Origin of the sequence: Streptomyces reniochalinae (assembly GCF_003323735.1) — a bacterium.
Taxonomy (GTDB): domain Bacteria; phylum Actinomycetota; class Actinomycetes; order Streptomycetales; family Streptomycetaceae; genus Streptomyces; species Streptomyces reniochalinae.
The window spans coordinates 12918-35275 of sequence record NZ_QOIM01000025.1; the positions used below are offsets into that span (position 1 = coordinate 12918).

General features: G+C 71.5%; 19 protein-coding genes. 16 read left to right on the forward strand and 3 right to left on the reverse strand.

All coding sequences use genetic code 11. The features are described from left to right. Nucleotides 1-100: 100 nt before the first annotated feature. From DQ392_RS06715 to DQ392_RS06750, 8 genes are all read left to right on the forward strand, one after another. A complete protein-coding gene (locus DQ392_RS06715; RefSeq protein ID WP_114014577.1) occupies nucleotides 101-1699 on the forward strand; it encodes a peptide ABC transporter substrate-binding protein in 1599 nt (532 codons plus the stop codon). Between the two features lie 79 nt (nucleotides 1700-1778). After that, nucleotides 1779-3239 carry a M14 family zinc carboxypeptidase gene (locus tag DQ392_RS06720; protein WP_181856312.1) on the forward strand — a complete coding sequence of 487 codons (1461 nt, stop codon included), beginning with the start codon at nucleotides 1779-1781 and terminating at the stop codon, nucleotides 3237-3239. Continuing rightward, nucleotides 3236-4162, forward strand: a complete 927-nt coding sequence (locus tag DQ392_RS06725; RefSeq protein WP_027736111.1) for an ABC transporter permease — start codon at nucleotides 3236-3238, stop codon at nucleotides 4160-4162. Before DQ392_RS06720 ends, DQ392_RS06725 begins: the two co-directional genes overlap by 4 nt. Further along, on the forward strand, nucleotides 4155-5123 hold the full coding sequence (locus DQ392_RS06730) for an ABC transporter permease (protein ID WP_114014579.1): 969 nt from the start codon (nucleotides 4155-4157) through the stop codon (nucleotides 5121-5123). Before DQ392_RS06725 ends, DQ392_RS06730 begins: the two co-directional genes overlap by 8 nt. A gap of 2 nt (nucleotides 5124-5125) precedes the next feature. Beyond that, the gene (locus tag DQ392_RS06735) at nucleotides 5126-6232 is read left to right on the forward strand and encodes an ABC transporter ATP-binding protein (RefSeq protein WP_245981228.1); all 1107 of its coding nucleotides are present in this window, start codon (nucleotides 5126-5128) and stop codon (nucleotides 6230-6232) included. After that, on the forward strand, nucleotides 6225-7292 hold the full coding sequence (locus DQ392_RS06740; protein WP_220182595.1) for an ABC transporter ATP-binding protein: 1068 nt from the start codon (nucleotides 6225-6227) through the stop codon (nucleotides 7290-7292). The genes DQ392_RS06735 and DQ392_RS06740 overlap by 8 nt, the downstream gene beginning before the upstream one ends. 116 nt (nucleotides 7293-7408) lie before the next feature. Further along, entirely contained in the window at nucleotides 7409-8086 is a 678-nt protein-coding gene (locus DQ392_RS06745; protein ID WP_114014580.1) for an FMN-binding negative transcriptional regulator, read from the forward strand. Beyond that, nucleotides 8083-9627, forward strand: a complete 1545-nt coding sequence (locus DQ392_RS06750; protein ID WP_114014581.1) for an amidohydrolase — start codon at nucleotides 8083-8085, stop codon at nucleotides 9625-9627. Before DQ392_RS06745 ends, DQ392_RS06750 begins: the two co-directional genes overlap by 4 nt. A gap of 92 nt (nucleotides 9628-9719) precedes the next feature. Here DQ392_RS06750 and aztA read toward each other — a convergent pair whose 3' ends face one another. Beyond that, nucleotides 9720-10415 (reverse strand): zinc ABC transporter ATP-binding protein AztA, encoded by a 696-nt coding sequence (aztA, locus tag DQ392_RS06755; protein WP_114014582.1) that lies wholly within the window; start codon nucleotides 10413-10415, stop codon nucleotides 9720-9722. Nucleotides 10416-10474: 59 nt separating this feature from the next. Between aztA and aztB the strand changes: the two genes are divergently transcribed. The 4 genes from aztB (at nucleotide 10475) to aztD (ending at nucleotide 14785) form a co-directional block, all read left to right on the forward strand. Then, nucleotides 10475-11329, forward strand: coding sequence for a zinc ABC transporter permease AztB (gene aztB, locus DQ392_RS06760; protein WP_114014583.1), 855 nt, complete (start codon nucleotides 10475-10477; stop codon nucleotides 11327-11329). Between the two features lie 20 nt (nucleotides 11330-11349). Next, nucleotides 11350-12582, forward strand: a complete 1233-nt coding sequence (locus tag DQ392_RS06765) for a hypothetical protein (RefSeq protein ID WP_114014584.1) — start codon at nucleotides 11350-11352, stop codon at nucleotides 12580-12582. Continuing rightward, nucleotides 12579-13529 (forward strand): zinc ABC transporter substrate-binding protein AztC, encoded by a 951-nt coding sequence (gene aztC / locus DQ392_RS06770; protein WP_181856313.1) that lies wholly within the window; start codon nucleotides 12579-12581, stop codon nucleotides 13527-13529. Before DQ392_RS06765 ends, aztC begins: the two co-directional genes overlap by 4 nt. 65 nt (nucleotides 13530-13594) lie before the next feature. Next, on the forward strand, nucleotides 13595-14785 hold the full coding sequence (gene aztD / locus DQ392_RS06775) for a zinc metallochaperone AztD (protein ID WP_114014585.1): 1191 nt from the start codon (nucleotides 13595-13597) through the stop codon (nucleotides 14783-14785). Nucleotides 14786-14912: 127 nt separating this feature from the next. Here aztD and DQ392_RS06780 read toward each other — a convergent pair whose 3' ends face one another. Together DQ392_RS06780 and DQ392_RS06790 are read right to left on the reverse strand one after the other, a co-directional pair. Further along, nucleotides 14913-15395, reverse strand: coding sequence for a DedA family protein (locus DQ392_RS06780; protein ID WP_114014586.1), 483 nt, complete (start codon nucleotides 15393-15395; stop codon nucleotides 14913-14915). Between the two features lie 560 nt (nucleotides 15396-15955). Then, nucleotides 15956-17473 (reverse strand): MFS transporter, encoded by a 1518-nt coding sequence (locus DQ392_RS06790; protein WP_114014588.1) that lies wholly within the window; start codon nucleotides 17471-17473, stop codon nucleotides 15956-15958. Nucleotides 17474-17889: 416 nt separating this feature from the next. Between DQ392_RS06790 and DQ392_RS06795 the strand changes: the two genes are divergently transcribed. From DQ392_RS06795 to DQ392_RS06810, 4 genes are all read left to right on the forward strand, one after another. Then, nucleotides 17890-18915, forward strand: coding sequence for a FecCD family ABC transporter permease (locus DQ392_RS06795; RefSeq protein ID WP_181856322.1), 1026 nt, complete (start codon nucleotides 17890-17892; stop codon nucleotides 18913-18915). Nucleotides 18916-18929: 14 nt separating this feature from the next. After that, the gene (locus DQ392_RS06800; protein WP_114014589.1) at nucleotides 18930-20045 is read left to right on the forward strand and encodes a FecCD family ABC transporter permease; all 1116 of its coding nucleotides are present in this window, start codon (nucleotides 18930-18932) and stop codon (nucleotides 20043-20045) included. Between the two features lie 115 nt (nucleotides 20046-20160). Continuing rightward, nucleotides 20161-20979 (forward strand): ABC transporter ATP-binding protein, encoded by an 819-nt coding sequence (locus DQ392_RS06805; protein WP_114014590.1) that lies wholly within the window; start codon nucleotides 20161-20163, stop codon nucleotides 20977-20979. An 11-nt stretch (nucleotides 20980-20990) separates the two neighbouring features. After that, nucleotides 20991-22010: an iron-siderophore ABC transporter substrate-binding protein gene (locus DQ392_RS06810; RefSeq protein ID WP_114014591.1), complete on the forward strand. Its 1020-nt coding sequence runs from the start codon at nucleotides 20991-20993 to the stop codon at nucleotides 22008-22010. Nucleotides 22011-22358 lie beyond the last annotated feature (348 nt).

Consider the following 22358-nt stretch of genomic DNA (forward strand, 5'->3'; position numbering starts at 1 on the left):
GCGCGAGGCTCAGTATCCCTGGTACGCGTCACCGGCACCACCGACATGGGGCCCCCGCAGCCTGCTTCGGGGCTCGACCGCATTCTCCCCTGGAGCCGTCTTGCGTCGATACAGCCTGCTCACGACTGGTTCAGCGGCGGCTCTCGCCGCGATGCTCGGCGCCGCCGGATGCGCGGGCCAAGGCAGCCGCATCAGCACGCCCGAGGGCGGCTTCTCCGTCGCCACCACCGAGCCGCCGGACCATCTCACGCCGGGCCGGACGGTGACCTCGATGGACCCGATCCACGCCCTGTTCGCGCCGCTGGTCACGGTCCGCGACTCGGGGAAGCTCGCGTACGTCCAGGCCCGGTCCGTCACCTCCCGCGACTCCCGGCACTGGACCATCCGGCTCCGCCCCGGCTGGACCTTCCACAACGGCGAGCCGGTGACCGCGCGCAGCTACGCCGACGCCTGGAACCACGCCGCCTACGGACCCAACGCCTGGTCGACCAACGGCCAGCTCGCCGGGATCGAGGGCTACGCGGCGCTCAACCCGAAGGGCAAGAAGAAGCCGGCACGGCACACACTGTCCGGCCTGAGCGTCGCGGGCCGCTACACGCTGAAGGTCACGCTCCGCGCGCCGGACAGCCAGTTCCCGTACCAGCTCACCGACAACCAGGGCGCGTTCTTCCCGCTGCCCGAAGCCGCCTTCACCGATCCGCGCGCCTACGACCGCCGGCCCTCGGGCAACGGGCCGTTCCGGATGACGGCCGCCTGGAAGCGGAACCGCGGCGCCACCCTCACCGCGTACCGGGGCTACAAAGGGCCCGAGCCCGCAGCCGACGGTCTCACGTTCAAGAGCTACACCGACATGAGCACCGCCTACACCGACGCGCTGGCCGGGAACACCGACGTACTCGCCGTACCTCCCGACAAGTTCGGCCAGGTGCGCCGCGACTTCCCCGGCCGGGTGCACCGCTACGAGGCCCCCTCCATGGAACTGCTCAGTCTGCCCCTGTACGACAAGCGGTTCCGTGACGTGCGCCTGCGCCGGGCGCTGTCCCTGGCCATCAACAGGAAGGCCGTCAACAAGGCGATGTACGGCGGCCTGAACACGCCCGCTACCTCCCTCGTCCCACCCGCCGAGGTCGGTGCCGACACGGGCGTGTGCGACGACTGCCGCTACGCCCCCCGGCGGGCCCGTGAGCTGCTGCGGCAGGCGGGCGGCTGGCACGGGCCGCTCGTCCTCACCTACCCGGGCGGCCTCGGCCTGGACGAGCTGTACCGGGCGCTGGCCAACCAGCTGCGGCAGAACCTCGGCATCGACGGTGCCCGCGCGCAGGCGACCGCCGACTGGGCGGAGTTCTCCGACAAGGTCTACGGCAAGAAGCTCTCGGGCCCCTTCTACGGTCACTGGGGCGCGCTCTACCCGAGCATGCAGAACACCCTGCGCGGCATCTTCACCAAGTCGGGCGACTGCTGGACGTGCAGCTTCTACAGCCACCCGGACGTCGACAAGCTGCTGGCCCGCGCCGACTCGACCACCTCCCCCCGCCGTGCCGCCTCCCTCTACAACGCGACACAGCGCAGGATCCTCACGGACTTCCCGACCATCCCGCTGTTCTACGGCAGCTACGTCTATGCCTCGACGGAACGGCTCTCCGGGGTGGCCATCGGCCCGTTCGGCCTGCGGCTGGAACGCGTCGGGACACACCCCTGACCACGACCCCCCTCCTGCCCCCTTCTCTCCCCTGCCGCAGATCCCCGTCCTTCCGTCGAGAAAGCGAGAGCCCACCGCCATGGCGACCGTCACTCCCCGTACCGCCCCGCCGGAAGCGGACGGGCCGCGCTCCTGGGTCGAAGCGACCCGATCGGTACCCGCGACGGACCACTATCCGGACGTCGACAGCCTGTTGGCCGGCTTCCGGTCCCTGGCCGCGAGCCACCCGGATCTGGTGGCCGAGCGCCGCATCGGCACCTCGCGCCTGGGCGAACCGCTGTTGTGCTTCACCGTCTCGGAACACGACAGCGGCCCGCCCGAGTCCGCGCGCTCGGCCACCGGGGGTGAGGACTACGTGGTCGTCGGCGGGGTGCATCCCAACGAGCCGGTGGGCGGCGTCACCGTGCTGCACCTGGCCACCCGGCTGTGCGAGGACGCGGAGCTGCGCGCCCGGTTCGGGGCCGCCTGGCATCTGGTGCCCTGTATCGACCCGGACGGCGCCCGGCTGAACGAGGGCTGGTTCGGTGACCCCGAGAACAAGTACCTGTACGGGCGGCACTTCTACCGGCCACGCGGCGACGAGCAGATCGAGTGGACCTTCCCGTTCGCCTACCGGGACGCCTACTTCGACCGGGTGCTGCCCGAGACCCTGGCGCTGATGCGGCTGCTGGACGCCACCAAGCCGCGTTTTCTCACCACTCTGCACAACTGCGAGGCGGGCGGCGCCTACTACTACCTCAACCGCCCGGCACCCGCCCTGTACGCGCAGCTCACGGCGATCCCCGCAGCGGCCGGGATCCCTCTGGCCACCGGCGAGCCGGAGGCCGCACACACCCCGCTCTACGCCCCCGGCATCCACGGCGCCATCGACATGCGCGCCGCCTACGACTACCTGGCCGGTCACGGCGGCGACCCGGCGGCCACCCTCGCGGGAGCGTCCAGCGCCGCCTACGCGGAGCCGTACGGCACCTTCTACTTCGTCGCCGAGGTCCCGCAGTGGTCCCACCCCGACGCCGAGGACGACTCTCCCGTCCCGGACAGCTACCGCGAGGTGCTGCGGCTGCGCGCCGACGCGCTGGGTGAGGCGGGGGCGTTCCTGGAAGAGATCCTCAAGACGGCCGAACCGCACCTGACGCTCGCCTCGCCGTTCCTGCGCGCCTCCCGCTCCTTCGTCCCCGGGCTGCGCCGGCTCAGCGAGACCGAGATCCGCCGCGCCGACGGCCTCCACGAGCGCCCCGCCACGGTCGCCGAGCGCTACTCCTGCCTCCAGTCCGCGCACAGCCTCCGGATGCGCTTCGGCGGGATGCTGCTGCGCGCGCTGGAGGCCGAGACCGGGGCGGGCACCGCGCCCCGCGAGGTGCACGCCCTCCGGCGCGCGCTGCTGGAGCGGTACGACACCTGGGCCGCGGAGGCCGCACCCGTGATGGGCACCTCCCTGCCGATCGCGACCCTGTCCGGGGTGCAGTACGCGGCGCTGCTCGCCGCCGCCGACCACGCCCGCACCGAGCAGCGCCCCCCGCAGAGGCGGGAACCGCAATGACCTCGCTGCTGCTGCGCCGCCTGCTGGAGGCCGTGCTCGTCTTCTTCGGCGTCACCCTCGTCATCTACGTCATGGTGTACACGCTGCCGGGCGACCCCGTCAGTGCGCTGGCCGGCGACCGCCCGCTCACCCCGAGCGTCGTCGCGGCGCTGCGCGAACAGCACCACCTGGACGAACCCGTGCTCGCGCAGTACGGGCACTACCTGGCCGGGCTCTTCCACGGCGACCTGGGTGCCGACTTCTCGGGGGTCCCGGTGGCCGAGCAGATGGCGGACCGCTGGCCGGTGACCGTACGCCTCGCGCTGACCGCCTGGGGGGTCGAGGCGGTCGTCGGGATCGCGCTCGGTGTGCTGGCCGCGCTGCGGCGCGGCACGTGGACGGACCGTGCGGTGCTGGCCTTCACGACCGCGGCCGTCTCCGTACCGGTGTTCGTGCTCGGCTACACCGCGCAGGTGCTCCTCGGGGTGCGGCTCGGCTGGTTCCCCGTCGCGGGCGACAGCGCGGGGTGGCCCTCGGCGTACGTACTGCCCGCGCTGGTCGTCGCCGTATTCGGGCTGGCGTCCGTCTCCCGGCTGGTGCGCGCCGAGGTCATCGACAACCTGAGCGCCGACTATGTGCGCACGGCGGCGGCCAAGGGCCTGTCGCGGCGCCGCACGCTGCTGGTGCACGTGCTGCGCAACTCGCTGCTGCCCGCCGTCACGTACCTGGCCGTCGACCTGGGGCTGCTGCTCGGCGGCACGGTCATCGTGGAGGGCGTCTTCAACCTCCCCGGCGTGGGCCAGCTCCTGTTCCAGGCGGTCCAGGCGCACACCGGGCCCACCGTGGTCGGTGTGGCCACCGCCCTGATCCTGGTCTTCCTCGCCGTGAGCGTGCTGGTGGACCTGCTCAACAGCCTCCTGGACCCGAGGATCCGCCGTGACTGAACCGATGAGGGCAACGAGCAGCGGCGGCGCGGCTTCCCCCACCGCCGTGCCGGCCGGCGGTCCCGCGGCCGACGAGCGGAAAGGCTCCCCCGGCGGCGTGCCCGCGGTGCCCTTCGCCGACCGGTCGGTCTGGCGACTGCTGCGCCGCAGCACCGTCTTCCTCGTCTCCGGCGGCGCGACGGTGGTGCTGCTCGTGATGGCCGTGTGGCCCGGCCTGTTCGCCGGCTGGTTCGGACACGGCGATCCCCGCTCCTGCGACCTGGACCACAGCGCGCAGGGCCCTGCTGCCGGGCACCCCTTCGGCTTCGACACGCAGGGCTGCGATCTGTACGCCAACGTCGTGCACGGCGCGGGTACCTCGATGGGCGTCGGGCTGCTCGCGACCGGGTGCAGCCTCGCGCTCGCGCTGCTGCTCGGCTGCCTGTCCGGGATGGCGGGCCGGGTGGTGGACAGCGTGATCGCGCGGCTCACGGATGTCTTCTTGGGCTTCCCTTTCCTGCTCGGCGCGATCGTGGTGCTCAGCAGCGTGACCACGCGCGACATTCCGACCGTCGCCGGGGTCCTCGCGCTCTTCGGCTGGCCGCCGATGACCCGGGTGGTGCGTGCCTCCGTCCGCTCGGCGAGGGAGGCCGACCACGTGCTGATGGCCCGCAGCATGGGCGCGGGCACCGGCTGGGTGGTCCGGCGGCACGTCCTCCCGCACATCCTCACGCCCGTGCTCGTGCTGGCTTCCATCACCGTGGGCAGCGTGGTGGTCGCCGAGGCCGGACTGACTTTCCTCGGTGTGGGGATGCAGGCGCCCGCCATCTCCTGGGGGTTGCAACTGGCCACCGCGCAGAACAGCTTCGAGGCCCACCCCCACCTGCTGCTGTTCCCAGGACTGTTCCTGTCCGTCACGGTGTTCGCGCTCATCGCCTTCGGCGACTCGGTCCGCGACGCCCTCAACCCGAGGACTCGGTGACCATGGCTGACGGCGAGAGCGGCAGCACACGTGAGGTCGGGCACGACCCACAGCCCCACGGCGGCGTACGCGTGCCCGTGCTGGAGGTCGAGGACCTGAGCGTCGAGCTGCTGCGTCCCGGCGGCACACCGCACCTGGCCGTGGAGCGGGTGTCGTTCACGCTGTACGAGAGCGAAACCCTGGCCCTGATAGGCGAGTCGGGGTCCGGAAAGAGCCTCACCGCGATGGCCGTGCTGGGGCTGCTGCCCGGCAACGTACGCGCGAGCGGAAGCGCCCGCTACCGGGGCACCGACCTGCTGACGCTGTCCGAGGCCGGGCTCCGCGCCCTGCGCGGCAAGCACCTGGCCACCGTGTTCCAGGACTCGCTCTCCGCGCTCAATCCGACCCTCACCGTCGGTTTCCAGATCGCCGAGGTGCTCCGCGTCCACCGCGGCCTCAGCCGCCGCGCCGCGCGCTCCGCCGCCGTCGACCTGCTCGACCGGGTGCGCATTCCGGACCCCGCGCGGCGCTACGGCGACCACCCCCACCAGTTCTCCGGCGGCATGCGGCAGCGCGCCATGATCGCGATGGCCGTCGCGCTCGGTCCCGATGTACTCATCGCGGACGAGCCGACCACCGCCCTCGACGTCACCGTGCAGGCGCAGATCATGGAGCTGCTGGCAGAGCTGCGCGAGGAGCACCGGTCGGCCCTGCTGCTCATCACCCACGACCTGGGGCTCGCCGCGGGCACGGCGGACCGGGTGGCCCTGATGTACGCGGGCCGCATCGTCGAACAGGCCCCGGCCGTGCCGCTGTACGAGCGCCCGGCGCACCCGTACACCCGCGGCCTGCTGAACGCCGTGCCCTCGCTCGACGCGCCCGTCGGCGGGCTGGTTCCGGTGCCGGGCGCCCCGCCGGCGCCGGGTGCCTTCCCCGGCGGCTGCGTCTTCCACCCGCGCTGTCCGTCGGCGCGTGACCGCTGTGCCACGCAGCGGCCCGAGCTGGAGGCCGGCGCCGACGGCCGCACGACCGCCTGCCACTACCCCCTCGACCCGCTCGACCCGCCGGGCCCGCAGCGCCCGTCTGTCCCGAAGAATCCCCACGGCCCGCAGGAGGCGCCCCGTGCCTGAGCCGACCGACGGCGTCGCCCCTCCCCCGGACGCCACGACGGCCCCTTCCAGGGCCCCGGGCACCTCACGGAAGGCCGGGGTGCCGCTCCTGGAGGCCCGCAACCTCGTCAAGCACTATCCGGCTCGCGGCTTCCGGCTCGGCCGCCGCTCGGCCGCCGTGCGAGCCGTGGACGGCGTCGACCTCGTGCTCGCCGAACGGTCCACGCTCGGCCTGGTGGGCGAGTCGGGCTGCGGCAAGTCGACGCTGGTGCGGCTCTTGATGGCGCTGGAGCGGCCCACCTCGGGCCAGGTGCTGCTCGACGGTGAGGAGCTCCTCGCGCTGCCGGCCGCCGAACGGCGCCGCCGCAGGCGCGGCATCCAGATGGTGATGCAGGACCCGTACGGCAGTCTCGACCCCCGGATGACCGCCGAAGAACTGGTACGCGAGCCTTTGGACATCCACCGCGATCCGGCCGACGCGCGCGCCCGCTCGCGCCAGGCGCTGGAGGCGATGGAGCTGGTGGGGCTCGACCCCGCGCACGCTGGGCGCCGCCCGCACCAGTTCTCCGGTGGCCAGCGGCAACGGCTCGGCATCGCACGAGCGCTGGTGCTACGGCCCCGGGTGCTGGTGTGCGACGAGCCGGTCTCCGCACTGGACGTCTCGGTCCAGGCCCAGGTCGTCAACCTTCTGCGGGACCTGCAACAGGAGTTCGGTCTCGCACTCGTCTTCATCGCGCACGATCTGGCGGTGGTACGTCAGATGGCCGACGAGGTCGCGGTGATGTATCTCGGCAGGATCGTCGAACGCGCCGCACGCGACACCGTCTTCGAACATCCCGCGCACCCCTACACCCGGGCGCTGCTGTCCTCCGTTCCCGACCCCGACCCACGCAGGCGGGGCCACAGCTCCCGCCTCGTACTGGCGGGCGACCCGCCCAGTCCCAGCGACCCGCCGGGCGGCTGTCCGTTCCACACCCGCTGCTGGAAGACGCAGGACCGGTGCCGCACCGAGGCCCCTCCTCCCGAGCCCCGCACCGGTGCACACCGCTCGGTCGTGGCCTGCCACTTCCCCGAGACGTGAACCCCGAGGGGCTGACCGACCGGCCCGCACAGGCCGGACCGCAACCCTCCCCGCACCCGATAACCCCGCATCCGCCGACTGCCACGCCCGTCGGTGAACTGCCGCCAGGAGCCCCCATGCTGCAACAGAAGATCTTCGAGGTGGAGGACCCCGCCGCCGTCCGCGGGATGATCGCCGCCCATTCCTGGGCCACACTCGTCAGCCACCCGGACGACAGCGACCCCGTCGTCTCCCATCTGCCGGTGCTCGTCGAACCGCCGGAGACGGCCGGGCCCGCGCCGCAGGACGCCGGCGCGGAGCGTGCTCCGGACACCGGCCGCATCACCGTCACCGGGCACCTGGCGCGTACCGACGCCGACGTGCACCGGCTCGGCAGTCTCCCTGTGGTGCTCCTCGTGCAGGGGCCGCACGGCTACGTCTCGCCTGTCTGGTACGAGGAGACACCGCACGTGCCGACATGGAACTTCGTCGTCGCCCACCTGTACGGCCGCCCCCAGGTGCTCGGGCCCCAGGAGACCTACCAGGTGCTGACGGAGACCGTGGACCATTTCGAGTCGCGCTTTCCGCAGCCCTGGAAACTCTCCCAGGCCGGTGCGTACGCGGAGCGGATCGCACCCGGCGTCACCGGGTTCCGGCTGGTCGCCGACCGCGTCGTGGCCAAGGCGAAGCTGAGCCAGGACGAGAGCGCCGAGGTGGCGGCCCGGGTGGCCGACGCACTGGAGAGGCCCGACCAGCCCTGGTCCAACCCCGCACTCGCCCGCGCCATGCGCAACGCCCTTCGGAGGCCGTCGTGACCGACCCGCACGAGAACGCACAACCGCACAGCACCGCCCCGGACACCCGCGCCCGCGCGCACGGTCCCGCTCCGCGCCTGCTGCGCCGGGTCCGGTTCCCCGGTGGTGCGGATCTGTACGACGTGGCACTTGGCCGGGGCAGGGTCGCCGGGGTCCGTCCGCACGACCCGGGTGCTGTGCCCACGTCCGGCGAGGAGCACGCCCCCGACCTCGACGGCAGGGTGCTGATCCCGGGGCTGTGGGACGCCCATGTGCACCTCGGACAGTGGGCGGCGGCCAGGCGCCGGCTGGACGTCTCCGGCACCGCCTCGGCCCAGGAGACCGTGCGCGCCGTCCGTGAGGGCGCCGCCGCGCTGCCGCCCGGCGAACTGGTCACCGGCTACGGCTTCCGCGACGGCCTGTGGCCCGACGCCCCGCACAAGCGCCTGCTCGACGCGCTGCCCGAAGCCCGGCCCGCCCTGCTGATCAGCGCTGACCTGCACACCGCGTGGCTCAACTCGGCCGGGCTCGCCCTTCTCGGACAAGGCGGCCACCCGACAGGGGTGCTGCGCGAGGGCGCCGCCATGCGTGCCGTCGCGCAGCTGTCCAGTGTGCCCGCCGAGACGCTGGACGGCTGGGTGGCGGACGCCTGCGCCGCCGCCGCGCGGCGCGGGGTGACCGGCGTCGTGGACTTCGAAGTCGCCGACAACGTCACCGACTGGGAGCGCCGCGCGGCCGGCGCTCCGCCGCTGCTGCGGGTCGCCGCGGCGGTCTACCCGGAGTACCTGGAGGCGGCCGTGGCCCGTGGCCTGCGCACCGGCAGTCCGCTGGCCCCGCTGGTGGAGACGGGCCCCCTGAAGTTGTTCACGGACGGCTCGCTCAACACGCGTACCGCGCTGTGCCACGCTCCCTATCCGGGCCTGGATCCGGCGGCCCCCGAGGCGTACGGGCTGGCCAGGACGGTCGGTGACGACCTCGTCACCGCGCTGCGGACCGCGTCCGGGCACGGTCTGGAACCGGCCGTCCACGCCATCGGGGATCGCGCCAACCAGCTCGCGCTGGACGCCTTCGCCGCGGTGGGCTGCCGCGGCCGCATCGAGCACGGCCAGCTCGTGCGCACCGAGGACTTCGGCCGGTTCGCCGAACTGGGCGTCACGGTCGGCGTGCAGCCCTCGCACGCGGTCGACGACCGCGACGTGGCCGACCAGCACTGGGCGGGCCACACGGCGCGCGCCTTCGCCTACGCCGCGCTGCTCGCCGCCGGAGCCCGACTGGAGCTGGGCTCCGACGCGCCGGTTGCCCCCCTCGACCCGTGGCTGAGCATCGCCAACGCGGTCGCCCGTACCGATGACCGGCGCCCGCCCTGGCATCCCGAGCAGCGACTCACCCCGGCTCAGGCGCTGGCGGCCTCCACCGGCGCGCAGTCTGGGATATCGGCAGGCGCCCCTGCCGACCTGGCGGTCCTGGACGCCGATCCCCTGACGGCCGACGACGCCACGCTCCGCCGCCTCCCCGTGCACGCGACCCTGCTCGCGGGGGCCTGGACGCACAGGGAGGGCTAGCGTTCGACTTGGTCTGCCGACGCGGCTCCCACGAGCGCGGCAGCCAAGGGCGGCCGCCATGAGGGTGCTCCGGCCGAGCTGAGAGCGGAGCGTCAGCGCAGCCCCCAGAATTCCCGCAGTGCGCTCTCGGTGAGCACGTCCTGGGGTTTTCCTTCCTCTATCAGCCTGCCGTCCAGCAGCAGGACGCAGTGATCGGACTCCCTGGCCGCGGCCAGGTCATGCGTGGCGTGCACCACTGTCGTGCCCTCTGCGGCGACGTCGCGCATCACGGTCGCGATGCTCTCCCGGGCGGCCACGTCCAGGCCCGTGGTGGGCTCGTCCAGCAGGAGGAGGTCTGCCTCCTGCGCCAACCCCTGGGCTACGAGGACCCGTTGCCGCTGGCCTCCCGACAGTTCGCCGAGCTGCCGGGAGGCCAGCTCGCGGATGCCGAGCCGCTCCATGCTGTCGTCGACGGCACGCCGGTCCCCGGCGGTGAGCCGTCGCCAGGGACCACGGTGGGCCCAGCGGCCCATCGCCACCGTCTCGCGGACGGTGAGCGGCAGCGCGTCGGACACGGCGCTGCGCTGCACGACGAAGCACGGGCGAGAGGAGCGGCTCCGCTCGATGGTGCCGGCGGTGGGCGGGTGCACGCCGGCCAGCACGCTCAGCAAGGTCGACTTCCCCGAGCCGTTCGGCCCGACGACAGCTGTGATCGCCGACTGCGGTACGGAAGCGGTGAGTTGACGCAGAACCGGTCGGCGGGCGTACCCGGCGGCGATGTTGCGGAGCGAGACCTCGCAGGTGGTCACGGAAGCATGCCCTTCGCAGAAGTTGCTATGAAAATCGTTTTCATTATAGTCTGCGGGACATGGAGTGGTTGACCGGCCCGTTCGAAGTGGCCTTTGTCCAGCGGGCTCTGTGGAGCGGGATCCTGGTCTCCTTGATCTGCGCCACCACGGGCACCTGGGTCGTGCTGCGAGGCATGACCTTTCTCGGCGACGCCATGTCGCACGGGATGCTGCCCGGGGTGGCCATCGCCTCGCTCTACGGCGGCAACCTGCTGATCGGCGCCGCCCTCAGCGCCGGCGTGATGGCCTGCGGGGTGACGGTTCTGGGGCGTGCACGTCGGCTCTCGCAGGACACGGGCATCGGTTTGCTGTTCGTGGGGATGCTGTCGCTCGGCGTGATCATCGTCTCGCGCTCCCAGTCATTCGCCGTGGACCTCACCGGGTTCCTCTTCGGAGACGTGCTGGCGGTGCGCGAACAGGACCTGGTGAACCTCACCGTCGCGCTGTGCGCGGCCACACTCATCTCCGTACTGGGCTACCGGTCCTTCCTGGCCCTCGTCTTCGACGAGCGGAAGGCCCACACCCTCGGACTGCGCCCCCGCATGGCGCACGCGGTGCTGCTGGGGCTCGTCACTCTCGCCATCGTCACGTCCTTCCACGTGGTGGGCACGCTGCTGGTGTTCGGGCTGCTGATCGCTCCACCGGCGGCTGCGTTGCCCTGGGCGCGCCGGGTGCCGGTGGTCATGTGCGGTGCCGCGCTGTTCGGCATGGGCGCGACCTTCGTCGGTCTGCTCCTGTCGTGGCATCTGCGTACGGCCGCGGGAGCGACGATCGCCGCCGTCGCCGTACTGCTCTTCTTCCTCTCCGCGTCCGCCGCCGGGCTGAGGCGCCGCCGGGCCGAGGACGCGCAGCCTCTTCCAGCACTCGACACGTGAAGGGAACACGAACACCGGCCATGACCTGGAACCACACGAAGGCCGCGACTGCTTCCGCGGCATCACTGGCCCTGGGGATCCTGCTCCTGGGCTGCGCCGACAGCGAGAAAGGGGACGCGGGCAGCACAGGGAAGTCCTCGTCCTCCGCCACACCACACGGCTACATCGCGGGAGCGCGGGAGACCGCGGAACAGCAGTCCCGACTCGTACTCGGCGACAGCACGAGCGGCACCCTTCAGGTGCTCGACCTCATCGAGGAGAAGACCAAGCCGCTCGGGCGCATGCCCAAAGGCTCCCGGCTGTTCACCGACGGCCGTTTCGCCTACGCCGCCTTCGGCAGCGGCACGAAAATCTTCGACAGCGGCGCCTGGATGGTCGACCACGGCGACCACGTGCACTACTACCGCGCCAAGATGCGCGAGGTCGGCACCGTCCGGGGAAAGAAACCCGAACACGTCCACAGCAGTCCCTCGCTGACAGCGCTCACCTTCGCCGACGGCAAAGCCGAACTGGTGGACCACTCTCAACTGGAAAAGGGGCGCGTCAAGGAGACCGCGGCCCTCGACGAGTCCGCCGCGGGCCCCGTCGTCCCCCTCAAGGAAGAAGCGCTCGTTCCGGCCGCCGGGCCCGGAGGAAAGACCGCCGTCGAGGTACGTGACCGGCACGGCAAGAAGAAGACGACTTTGCGCGAGAAGTGTCCGGACCTTCGCGGCGCTGCGGTCACACGCGCCGGTGTCGTCTTCGGATGCGCTGACGGTGCGCTGTTCGTGTCCGAAAAGGAGGGAAAGCCTCACGGCGAGAAGATTCCCTTCGGCCGGAGCGTCCCCGAGAAGGAACGTCCCACCTCCTTCCAGCACAGGTCCCTCGGTTCCACGCTGACGGCCAATGCGGGCGACAAGGGCGTATGGGTCCTCGACGTGCCCGGCCGTGAGTGGAAACTGGTCGAAACCGGCCCGGTGACGGCCGTGAACAGCGCCGGAGAAGGAACACCGCTCCTCACCCTGGACGACTCCGGCACGCTCAAGTCGTACGACATATCCAGCGGGAAGCGGATCGCCGCCAGGAAGCTCCTTTCCGGGAAACCGAAAGGCGAGGCTCCACAGCCGGTGATCGAAGTCGACGCGAACCGCGCCTACGTCAATGACGTGGCCGGGAAGAAGATCTACGAAATCGACTACAACGACGACCTCCGCACGGCCCGTTCGTTCTCCGTGGACTCCGCGCCCTCCGCCATGGTGGAGACAGGACGGTGAACGCCGCCGAGAACCCCGTACCGCCTCGCCGCCGCGCCGCACCGGTCGCCGTTCTGCTCGTCTGCGCCGCGCTCGCCGGCGTGACCGGATGCTCCGGATCAGCGGACGAACGGCCGACCGTAGTGGTCACCACCAACATCCTGGGCGACATCACCCGGCAGATCGTCGGCGACGAGGCCGAGGTGAAGGTGCTCATGAAGCCGAACGCGGACCCTCATTCCTTCGGTGTCTCGGCCGCCGAAGCCGCCGAGATCGAGAGCGCGGACCTGGTCGTCTACAACGGACTCGGCCTGGAGGAGAACGTGCTGCGCCACGTCTCGGCCGCCAGGGAATCGGGCGTGCCCACGCTGGGTGTCGGCAAGGCGGTGCACCCCCTCACGTACAAGGCCGACGCAACAGCAGGCCAGGCGGATCCGCATTTTTGGACCGACCCCTACCGGGTACGGAAAGCCGTCCGGCTCATCGGCGAGAAAGTGGCCGCGGAAGTCGACGGCGTCGACAAGAAGGCCGTCGAGAAGCAGTCCGGCGCCTACGCGGCCAAGGTCCAGCGACTGAGCGAGCAGATGAAGGAGAGCTTCGCCGGCATTCCGAAGGAACGCCGCAAGCTGGTGACCAACCACCACGTCTTCGGATACATGGCCCAGCGGTTCCATTTCCAGGTCGTGGGCGCGGTGATCCCCAGTGGCACCACCTTGGCCTCCCCCAGCGCCGCCGACATGAAGTCCCTGGCCACGACGATCGACAAGACGGGCGTCAAGGCGATCTTCGTGGACTCCTCGCAGCCCGACCGCCTGGCACGCGTTCTCAAGCGGGAGAGCCATCTCGACGTCGCGGTGATCCCCCTGTTCTCCGAATCCCTGACGGAAAAAGGCAAGGGCGCCGCCACCTACATCCAGATGATGCGCTCCAACAGCAAAGCCATTACACGAGGGCTCACGAGGTCCTGACACCGGCCCAGCGCCGCGCCTGCCCACGTACCGCATCCGCGGACACGAAGAAAGGAAAACCACCCATGGCCATCAGGTCCCGCACGAAGAGAGCCGCAGCCGTATCCGCTCTCCTCGCCACCTCAGCCGCCGTCACGGCGTGCGGCTCGCAGGACACGGACACCTCCTCGTCCCAGAGCCGGGAGAAGACCGCTGCCGCGACCGTCAAGCAGCCCCTCGTCGCCACTCACGACGGCGGCATATACGTGCTGGACGGCCAGACTCTCAAGATCGCCGGGGACGTGGCGCTTCCGGGCTACAACCGGGTGAACCCGGCCGGGGACGACAAGCACATCATGGTCTCGACCTCCCAGGGTTTCCGGGTTCTCGACGCGAGCCGCCAGAAGATGACCGGCGCCCTGTTCAAGGGGGCGGAGCCCGGTCACGTGGTCCTGCACGCCGGACACACGGTCCTGTTCACCGACGGCACGGGAGAGGCGACCGTACTCGACCCGGCAGACCTCGGTGAGAAGAAGCCGAAGACCGAGACCCACGCCTCGCCCCACCCCCACCACGGGGTCGCGATCAAGCTGAAGAACGGTGAACTCGTCTCCACGCTCGGCACCGAAAAGGAGCGCAAGGGCATCGTCGTCACCGACAAGAGCGGTAAGGAGATCACGCGGAACGAGAAGTGCCCCGAGGTCCACGGCGAGGCGACCGCGAAGGACGAGGCGGTCGTCGTCGGCTGCGAGGACGGCGTTCTCGTCTACAAGGACCAGAAGATCACCAAGGTTGACAGCCCCACCGAGTACGGACGGATCGGCAACCAGAAGGGGCACGAGGACTCCGCCGTCGTCCTCGGCGACTACAAGCAGGACCCCGAAGCCGAGCTCGAACGCCCCGAAAAAGTCTCTCTGATCAACACCGAGACGGGCAAGATGAACCTCGTCGACCTGGGAACCAGCTACACCTTCAAGTCGCTGGCGCGCGGCCCCCAGGGCGAGGGTCTCGTGCTGGGGACGGACGGGAAAATCCATGTCATCGACCCCGAGGCCGCCAAGGTGACCAGGTCCATCCCGGTTCTGGGGAGGTGGAGCGAGCCCATGGACTGGCAGCAGGCGCGCCCCGAGATCTTCGTCCGCGGCGGGACGGCGTTCGTCACCGACCCGGAGAAGAAGAAGATCTACGCGGTGGACCTCGCGTCCGGGAAGAAGAAGGCGACCGGAACGTTCCCCAAGAAGCCGAACGAGATCGCGGGAGTGACCGCGACACACTGACAGGCAGCCCCCGGCGCCGTCTCGCGGCGGCTCCCCGCCCACCCGGCGCGGAAGCGGTCCCCCGGCCCCCACGGTGAGGGCCGGGGGATCAGCGCACCGCTCGGTCGCCACGGCCGCAACCCTCTGGTCACGAGTCTTCCGCCGCCGTCTCGCGGGGCTCCAAAGAAGCTCGTCTGCGCCGGAACCCCACCACGCCGCAGACGGCGAGAAGAAGGGCGGCGACCGCGGCCACACCGAACGCCGTCCGCTCGGCGAACAGCCTCGTCAACACCTCGAGCGCGCCGAGTCCAACGGTCGCGTACAGCAGCGCCCAGCCCGCTCCGCCGATGAAGAGCGCGGGAAGATAGCGCGGCAAGGGCATGCGCATGCTTCCCGCGAGGAAGTTGGCAGCGGTCTGGAATCCCACGGTCAGGAACGAGACGGCCACCACCGGCGCGCCCCACCGCTGGACCGCCCGTTCGACGCGCCGAAACCTGGCCGAGGACATCCGCTCGGCGAACCTGCTGCGCCTGGTGCCGGCGGCGGCGAGCCATCCGGCGGCGAACGTACCGCCGGCCCGCAACAGCACGATGGCATAGAGACCGGCGGCCGTGAGCGCGATCTTATCCACGACGCCTCGCCCTCGATGCCGGGCCGTGGTCCGCTTCCCCCGCCACCGCCGCCCGCTTCCGCGATTCCCGTCCCGGCGGCCCCGCGAGGGTCACGAGTCCGGCCTCCATGTCTCACCTGCGCTCTGCCGCACGCTGTCGTCCCTGCGTTCGCACCGGGGCGGCACCGCTCCCCGGTCCCGGCGCGGCGTGCCGTCACCCCGGGGACCTCCGGGCTCGGTGTCCCACCGAAACGGCCCGGCACGGCCAGACTAACCGAGCGCGCGTCACGCCGGGCCACCACGTTGCGCAGCTCAGATACCCCGGCGGCGCGCCATGGTCAGGGGACCGCCCGCCATGGAGAGCACGCGGGCTGCCGGCCGACCTGCCCGCCGCACCGTGCGCCCGTCGCCCGACGGGGAGACCGGCCCGGGGTGGGCGCCCGGCGCGGCACGGCTGACGGACTGCTGCCCGAGCAGGCCCGCGGGGTCGCCCGGCCACCGGGACGACTGCGCGGGTCGTCCCGCCGCCGGGAGGCGGCTCAGCTGCGCGGGTCGGTCGCCGGAGGGCAGCGAGGCGCTCGTCACCCGCCGCCGCCCGCTCCGGGCGCGGGGGCGCCGGCGCCTGTCGGCTCGGGCTTGATGGGCTTTGCGGTGACGAGGACCGCGGCCAGCACCGCGCCGAGCAGCATCACGGCCATCGCCACCCACGTCGCGGCGGTGAAACCGTGCACCACCCCTTCGCGCACCACCGTCCGCCGCATCCTCGGGTTGCGCAGGTGGTCGTGCACGTATGTGTGGGTGATGCTGGTCGCCACGGTGTTCAGCAGCGCGGTGCCGATGGACCCGCCCACCTGCTGCGCGGTGTTGACGGTGGCCGAGGTGACCCCCGAGTCGTGGGCGGCCACGCCCTGGGTGGCCGTCGAGATGACCGGCATGAAGGCGCAGCCGAGGCCGAAGCCGAACAGCAACTCCGCGGGCAGCAGGTGGCTCACGTACGAGGAGTCGGTCTTCAGCTGGGTGAGCACTGCCATGCCCGCCGCTGCCAGCAGCATGCCGGGCGCCATCAACAGCCTCGGCGGTACGTGGGGCAGCAGACGCGCCGAGACCTGCGTGGAGCCGAGGATGATCGCTCCGCTGATCGGCAGATAGGCCAGCCCGGTGCGCAGCGGTGAGTACCCCAGGATGCCCTGCATGTAGTACGTCAGGAAGAGGAACACCCCGAACATGCCGAGGGTGGCGAGCCCCATCGTGAGGAAGCTGCCCGCGCGGTTGCGGTCCTTGACGATGTGCAGCGGCAGCAGCGGGTTGCGGGCGCGGCGCTGCCACAGGACGAACAGCGTCAGAAGCAGCGCGCTGCCGCACAGCAGTCCGAGGACCATCGCGTCCTCCCAGCCGCGCGGTTCGGCCTCGCTCACGCCGTAGACGAGGGCGATCAGGCCTCCGCAGCCCAGGACGACTCCGGGGATGTCGAGCCGCGCCTCCTCGTGCCCCGGCCGGTCGTGGAGCAGCGTGAGTGCTCCCAGGACCGCGAGCCCCGCGAACAGCACGTTGACGTACAGGCACCAGCGCCAGTCCAGGTACTCGGTCAGCACTCCGCCCATCAGCAGTCCGATGGCCGCTCCCGCCCCCGCGATGGCGCCGTACACACCGAACGCCTTGCTCCGCTCCTTGGGGTCGGTGAACGTCGTCGACAGCAGGGAGAGCGCGGACGGCGCGAGCAGCGCGGCGAAGGCACCCTGGAGGGCGCGGGCGCCGAAGAGCATCGCGGAGCTGCCCGCGGCGCCGCCGATTCCGGAGGCGACGGCGAAGCCGATCAGGCCGAAGAGGAAGGTGCGTTTGCGCCCCACCAGGTCCGCCACGCGCCCGCCGAGCAGCAGGAGCCCGCCGAAGGCCAGCGTGTAGGCGGTGATGACCCACTGGCGGTTGTTGTCGGACATGCCCAGCGCCCGCTGCGCGGAGGGCAGTGCGACGTTCACGATCGTCGCGTCGAGTACGACCATGAGCTGCGCGAGCCCGATGACGAGAAGCGCCCACCACCGGTGCGGGTCGGCGACGCGGCGTGCCGCGTCGCCGCTCGTCTGCACCCGGTACTCGGACATACGTCTCACAACAGCACGGATCACCTCGTCTCGCACGCGCACGCCGGTGCCCCTCCGGCTCAGCGGGCGCCGAGTGGCGGGCAATCCGCGGTTCCTGCGGCGGCACGTGGTGCAAAGTTCAACGAGTCGGGTGTTAGGGTCACCTCACCTCGGCGATGTTAGGGTCACCTAACTTGCAGGGCGCCGGTGTGCCCCGGCCATGGCAGCGGCTTGCGGCGCCCGTGAGACACCCCGGACCGCGCGCCTCGCGACGCCGGGCCACCCGGCAGCCGTAGCCGGGCTTGCGCGGAGCAACACGAAAGGGAGGGCCTGTGGTGGCCACCAGCGGTGGTGCGAGACACGAGTCGCGCACGGCCCCCGCAGACGCCGTCCCGGAAGACTCGCCCGCAGACGCCGCCCCTGAAGACACGGCGAGGATCGGCACCGGCAGACCCTCCCGGCAGACCGGCACGGTGCTGACCGCCGGCCTTCTGGCACTTGTCGCCGTGCTGGCCACCGTGGCGTGGCTGAGCCTCGCGGTGGGGTCGGGGCCGGCCGGCGCCGGCGATGCCTGGCGGACCGTGTTCGACGCTGACCCGGCGGACAAGGCACAGCTCCTGATCCGGGAGGTACGCGTCCCCCGCACCGCTGCCGGGCTGCTGGCCGGGGTCGCGCTCGGACTCGCCGGCACGCTCATCCAGGGCCTGACCCGCAACCCGCTGGCCGATCCGGGTCTGCTCGGCCTCAACTCCGGCGCCTCGGCCGCCGTCGTCTTCGCCATCGGGGTCCTGGGGCTGACCGCCTCCGAGCAGTACATCTGGTTCGGATTCCTCGGCGCGCTGCTGGCCACCATGCTGGTCTACGGAGTGGGCTCGCTCGGCCGTGAGGGCGCCACGCCCGTCAAACTGGCGCTCGCGGGCGCGGCCACCAGCGCGTTGCTGCTGGCCGTCACGACGGCGCAGCTGCTCACCGACAGCCGGACCTTCGACCAGTACCGGTTCTGGCAAGTGGGCTCCCTGGCCGAACGGGAGCCGGCCGTACTGTGGCAGGCATCGCCGTTCATCGCCGTCGGTGCCCTGCTCGCGCTCTGCCTCGGCCCCCTGCTCAACGTCCTCTCGCTCGGTGACGACCTGGCCCGTTCGCTGGGCCAGCGCGTGGGCCACGCCCGGCTGCTGTGCGGCGGCGTCGTGGTGCTGCTGTGCGGAGCCGCCACCGTCGTCGCCGGGCCCCTCGCCTTCGTCGGGCTCGTCGTGCCGCACGCGGCGCGGCTGGTGACCGGGCCCGACTACCGCTGGACCCTCCTGTACAGCGCCGTACTCGCGCCCCTGCTCGTACTCGCTTCGGACATCGTGGGACGTCTGGTCGCACGGCCCGGCGAGGTGCAGGTGGGCGTCCTGACCGCCCTGGTCGGGGCCGTGCCGTTCGTCGTCCTGGTCCGCCGCCGCGACGTGGCCGGACTGTGAGGAGCAGACACCAGATGAACGCCACGGGCCACGGAGCCCTCCCCCGGCCGCCGGAGGGATCCGCGTCCGCACACATACCCGGGACGGCAGCCGGGCGGGACGACGCCGTGCGGAAGGTCGCCTCCGTCCGGAGCGCTCAGCGGCGGCGCGGCGCCGTGGTCAGCGCCGTCCTGCTCCTCACCCTGAGCGCCGCGTTCTGTCTCGCGCTGGCCTACGGGGACATCGTCGTACCGCTCGCGGACGTCCTCGCCGCACTCGCCGGAGGAGGGGACGCGGGCTCGCACTTCATCGTCGTCGAACTGCGCCTGCCCCGCGCTGTGACCGGCCTCCTGGTCGGGGTCGGCTTCGGTCTGTCCGGAGCGCTCTTCCAGGCGCTGCTGCGCAATCCGCTGGCCAGCCCTGACGTGATCGGCATCAGCCACGGTGCCGGCGCGGCCGGTGTGGTCGCCTCGGTCCTCTTCGGCGTCAGCGGGCTGGGGCTCTCGGCCGCCGCGCTGGTGGGGTCGATGGCGACCGCCGCTCTCATCTACGCGCTGGGCAGGACCAAGGGCACTTCCGGTTACCGCTTCGTCCTCGTCGGCATCGGTGTCGGCGCCGCGCTGCTGAGCGTCATCTCCTTCGTCCTGACCAGTTCCAAGGTCACCGAGGCGCAGAACGCGCTGGTCTGGCTGACCGGGAGTCTCAACGGAAGTTCCCTGGGCCAGATGTGGCCCTGCCTGGTGGGGCTGACCGCGCTGCTCCCGCTCACCTGGGCGCTGGCCCGGCCGATGGGCGCGCTCCAGTTGGGCGACGAGACCGCCACGAGTGTCGGCGTCCGCGTCGAGCCGGCCCGGTTCGGGCTGTTGGCCTGCGCGGCCGCACTGGCCGGTGTGGCGACCGCCGCCGCCGGGCCCGTCGCCTTCGTGGCGTTCGTCAGCGCCCCGCTGGCCCGTCGTCTCGCCCCGGGGCACGGCGCGGCGCTCCTGCCCTCGGCCCTGGTCGGCGGGGTGCTGGTGCTGGTGGCCGACTTCACCGCGCAGCATCTGCTGTGGTCGAGCCAGTTCCCCGTCGGCGTGGTCACCAGCCTCATCGGCGGCCCGTATCTGCTGTGGCTGCTGGCGCGGGCCAACCGTGAGGGCCGGGGCGGATGAACGGCACGGCCACGCCGGACAGCGCAGACACTCGCCCGCACGGTTGCCGCACCCGTGCCTTCGCGCAAGGGCGGCGGCGCGACGCGCATCCAACGACGCACGGAAGGCGGCTGCCATGAGCGCCGAGCACTCCCTACGCACGGAGCAGGTCCGACTCGGCTACGACGGCCGGGACATCGTCCACGGACTGAGTGTGGAGATACCGCCGGGCGCGATCACGATGATCGTCGGACCGAACGCCTGCGGGAAGTCCACCCTGCTGCGTTCGATGGCCAGGCTCCTGACCCCGCGCTCGGGCCAGGTGCTGCTGAACGGCAAAAGCGTCCACTCCATGCCGACCAAGGAGGTCGCCGCCACGCTCGGTCTGCTGCCGCAGAACCCCGTGGCCCCGGAGGGCATCACCGTGAGCGACCTGGTGGGCCGCGGCCGGTACCCGCATCAGGGCTGGTTCCGCCACTGGACGAGCGAGGACGACGTCGCGGTCGCGGACGCGCTGTCCGCCACCGACGTACTGGAGCTGGCCGGCCGGCCGGTCGAGGCGCTCTCCGGCGGGCAGCGTCAGCGGGTGTGGATCGCCATGGCGCTCGCGCAACGTACCGACATCCTGCTGCTGGACGAGCCGACCACGTTCCTGGACGTGAGCCACCAGCTGGATGTGCTCGATCTGCTCACCGACCTCAACCGGGAGCGCGGCGCGACAGTCGTCGCCGTGCTGCACGACCTCAACCTGGCCGCCCGGTACGCGGACCACCTGATCGCGATGAAGGCAGGCCGCGTCGTCGCGGAGGGCGCGCCGGCCGACATCGTCACCGAGGACCTGATCACGGAGGTCTTCGGCATGGAGTGCCTCGTGATCCCCGACCCCGCTTCCCACACCCCGCTGATCGTTCCGATCGGCAAGCACAGAGCCGCCCGCAGCGGCACGAGCAGTTAGGCCCCGCCATCATGTCGTACCGTCATCCCGCACGCCGTCCCGTCCGCCGTTCCCGGGCAGCCCTCGTGGCGCTGCCCGCGGCGCTCGCGCTTCTCCTCACCGGTTGCTCGTCCTCCGACGGCGGCGCAGAGGGCGATTCCTCCGCCAAGGGGAAGGTCGCCACCAAGTTCGGTGAGATCACCGTCCCCGAGAAGCCGCAGCGCGTGGTCGCCCTCGGCTGGGGCGACGCCGAGACCGCGCTGGCTCTCGGTGTCGAGCCCGTCGGCCAGAGCGACTGGCTGGCCTTCGGCGGCAACGGGGTCGGCCCCTGGGCCAAGGGCCGTTACAGCAAGAAACCGAAGAAGATCGGCACGCTGGAGCCCGAGTACGAGAAGGTCGCCGCCCTCAAGCCCGATCTGATCCTTGACACCAAGTCCAGCGGCGACAAGAAGCGCTACGACACGCTGCGCAAGATAGCCCCGACCGTCGGTGTGCCCAAGGGCGGCGACCAGTACATGACCTCCTGGGAGCAGCAGACCAAGATGGTCGCCGCAGCGCTCGGTGAGAAGTCCAAGGGCGACCGGCTGATCTCCCGGGTGAACAAGCAGTTCAAGGCGACGGCGGCCAAGTACCCCGAGTTCAGGGGCAAGACGATCACGCTCGGCTCCCGTACCAGCGCGGGCTACGGCGCCTACGTCCACGGGACGGGCCGCACCGACTTCGTCGAACGCCTCGGCTTCAAGAACAATCCCAAGGTCGACGCCAAGGCCGGCAGCGGATTCTCCGTCACCGTCTCCCGCGAGAACCTGCGTCTGCTCGACGCCGACCTGACCGTCATGGCACCCATCGGCATCTCCGCCAAGAAGATCACCGGCGACAAGCTGTACCGGCAGGTGCCCTCCGTCAAGGCAGGCCGCTCCGTCATGCTGGACGATCCGCGGGTGAGCCAGGCGTTCGCCACCGACTCGGTCCTCTCCGTGCAGGACGCGCTGAAGACGGTCACTCCCCTCTTCTCCCAGAAGCTCAAGCACCCCGAGCCGCTCTCCGACTGATCGCCACGCCGCACCGGGCCCCCGAGGCACGAGGGGGCCATGGTGCGGCTCTTCTCCCGCGAGGCCGCAGAGGGCTCCCTCGGTCACCGGCACGGGGGCGTGGTCCAGTAAGTAGGCGCTTCGCGTATCTGGCGGCCAACGCGGCGCGGCCCGTGACCGCACTCTGCCCGACGCGCTCCCCCGCCTGTGCCACGCCCTCGCCCTCGCCCCGGGGCGGTGGTGCCCGGAGGCTCCCTGAACGCCTTCTTCTGCCGCAGCGGCCCGACGCCTGGCGCACCGGCCATGACCTCTGACGTAATCGACCAGGCTCCCCTGCTGCGGCAGCGTGGTACTCGTCAACGAGATCCC

Coding starts and splice junctions, on each gene's coding strand:
- DQ392_RS06720 (WP_181856312.1), top strand. CDS start 1,779: ATGGCGACCGTCACTCCCCGTACCGCCCCGCCGGAAGCGGACGGGCCG.
- DQ392_RS06725 (WP_027736111.1), top strand. CDS start 3,236: ATGACCTCGCTGCTGCTGCGCCGCCTGCTGGAGGCCGTGCTCGTCTTC.
- DQ392_RS06735 (WP_245981228.1), top strand. CDS start 5,126: ATGGCTGACGGCGAGAGCGGCAGCACACGTGAGGTCGGGCACGACCCA.
- DQ392_RS06745 (WP_114014580.1), top strand. CDS start 7,409: ATGCTGCAACAGAAGATCTTCGAGGTGGAGGACCCCGCCGCCGTCCGC.
- aztB (WP_114014583.1), top strand. CDS start 10,475: ATGGAGTGGTTGACCGGCCCGTTCGAAGTGGCCTTTGTCCAGCGGGCT.
- DQ392_RS06765 (WP_114014584.1), top strand. CDS start 11,350: ATGACCTGGAACCACACGAAGGCCGCGACTGCTTCCGCGGCATCACTG.
- aztD (WP_114014585.1), top strand. CDS start 13,595: ATGGCCATCAGGTCCCGCACGAAGAGAGCCGCAGCCGTATCCGCTCTC.
- DQ392_RS06790 (WP_114014588.1), bottom strand. CDS start 17,473: ATGTCCGAGTACCGGGTGCAGACGAGCGGCGACGCGGCACGCCGCGTC.
- DQ392_RS06800 (WP_114014589.1), top strand. CDS start 18,930: ATGAACGCCACGGGCCACGGAGCCCTCCCCCGGCCGCCGGAGGGATCC.
- DQ392_RS06805 (WP_114014590.1), top strand. CDS start 20,161: ATGAGCGCCGAGCACTCCCTACGCACGGAGCAGGTCCGACTCGGCTAC.
- DQ392_RS06810 (WP_114014591.1), top strand. CDS start 20,991: ATGTCGTACCGTCATCCCGCACGCCGTCCCGTCCGCCGTTCCCGGGCA.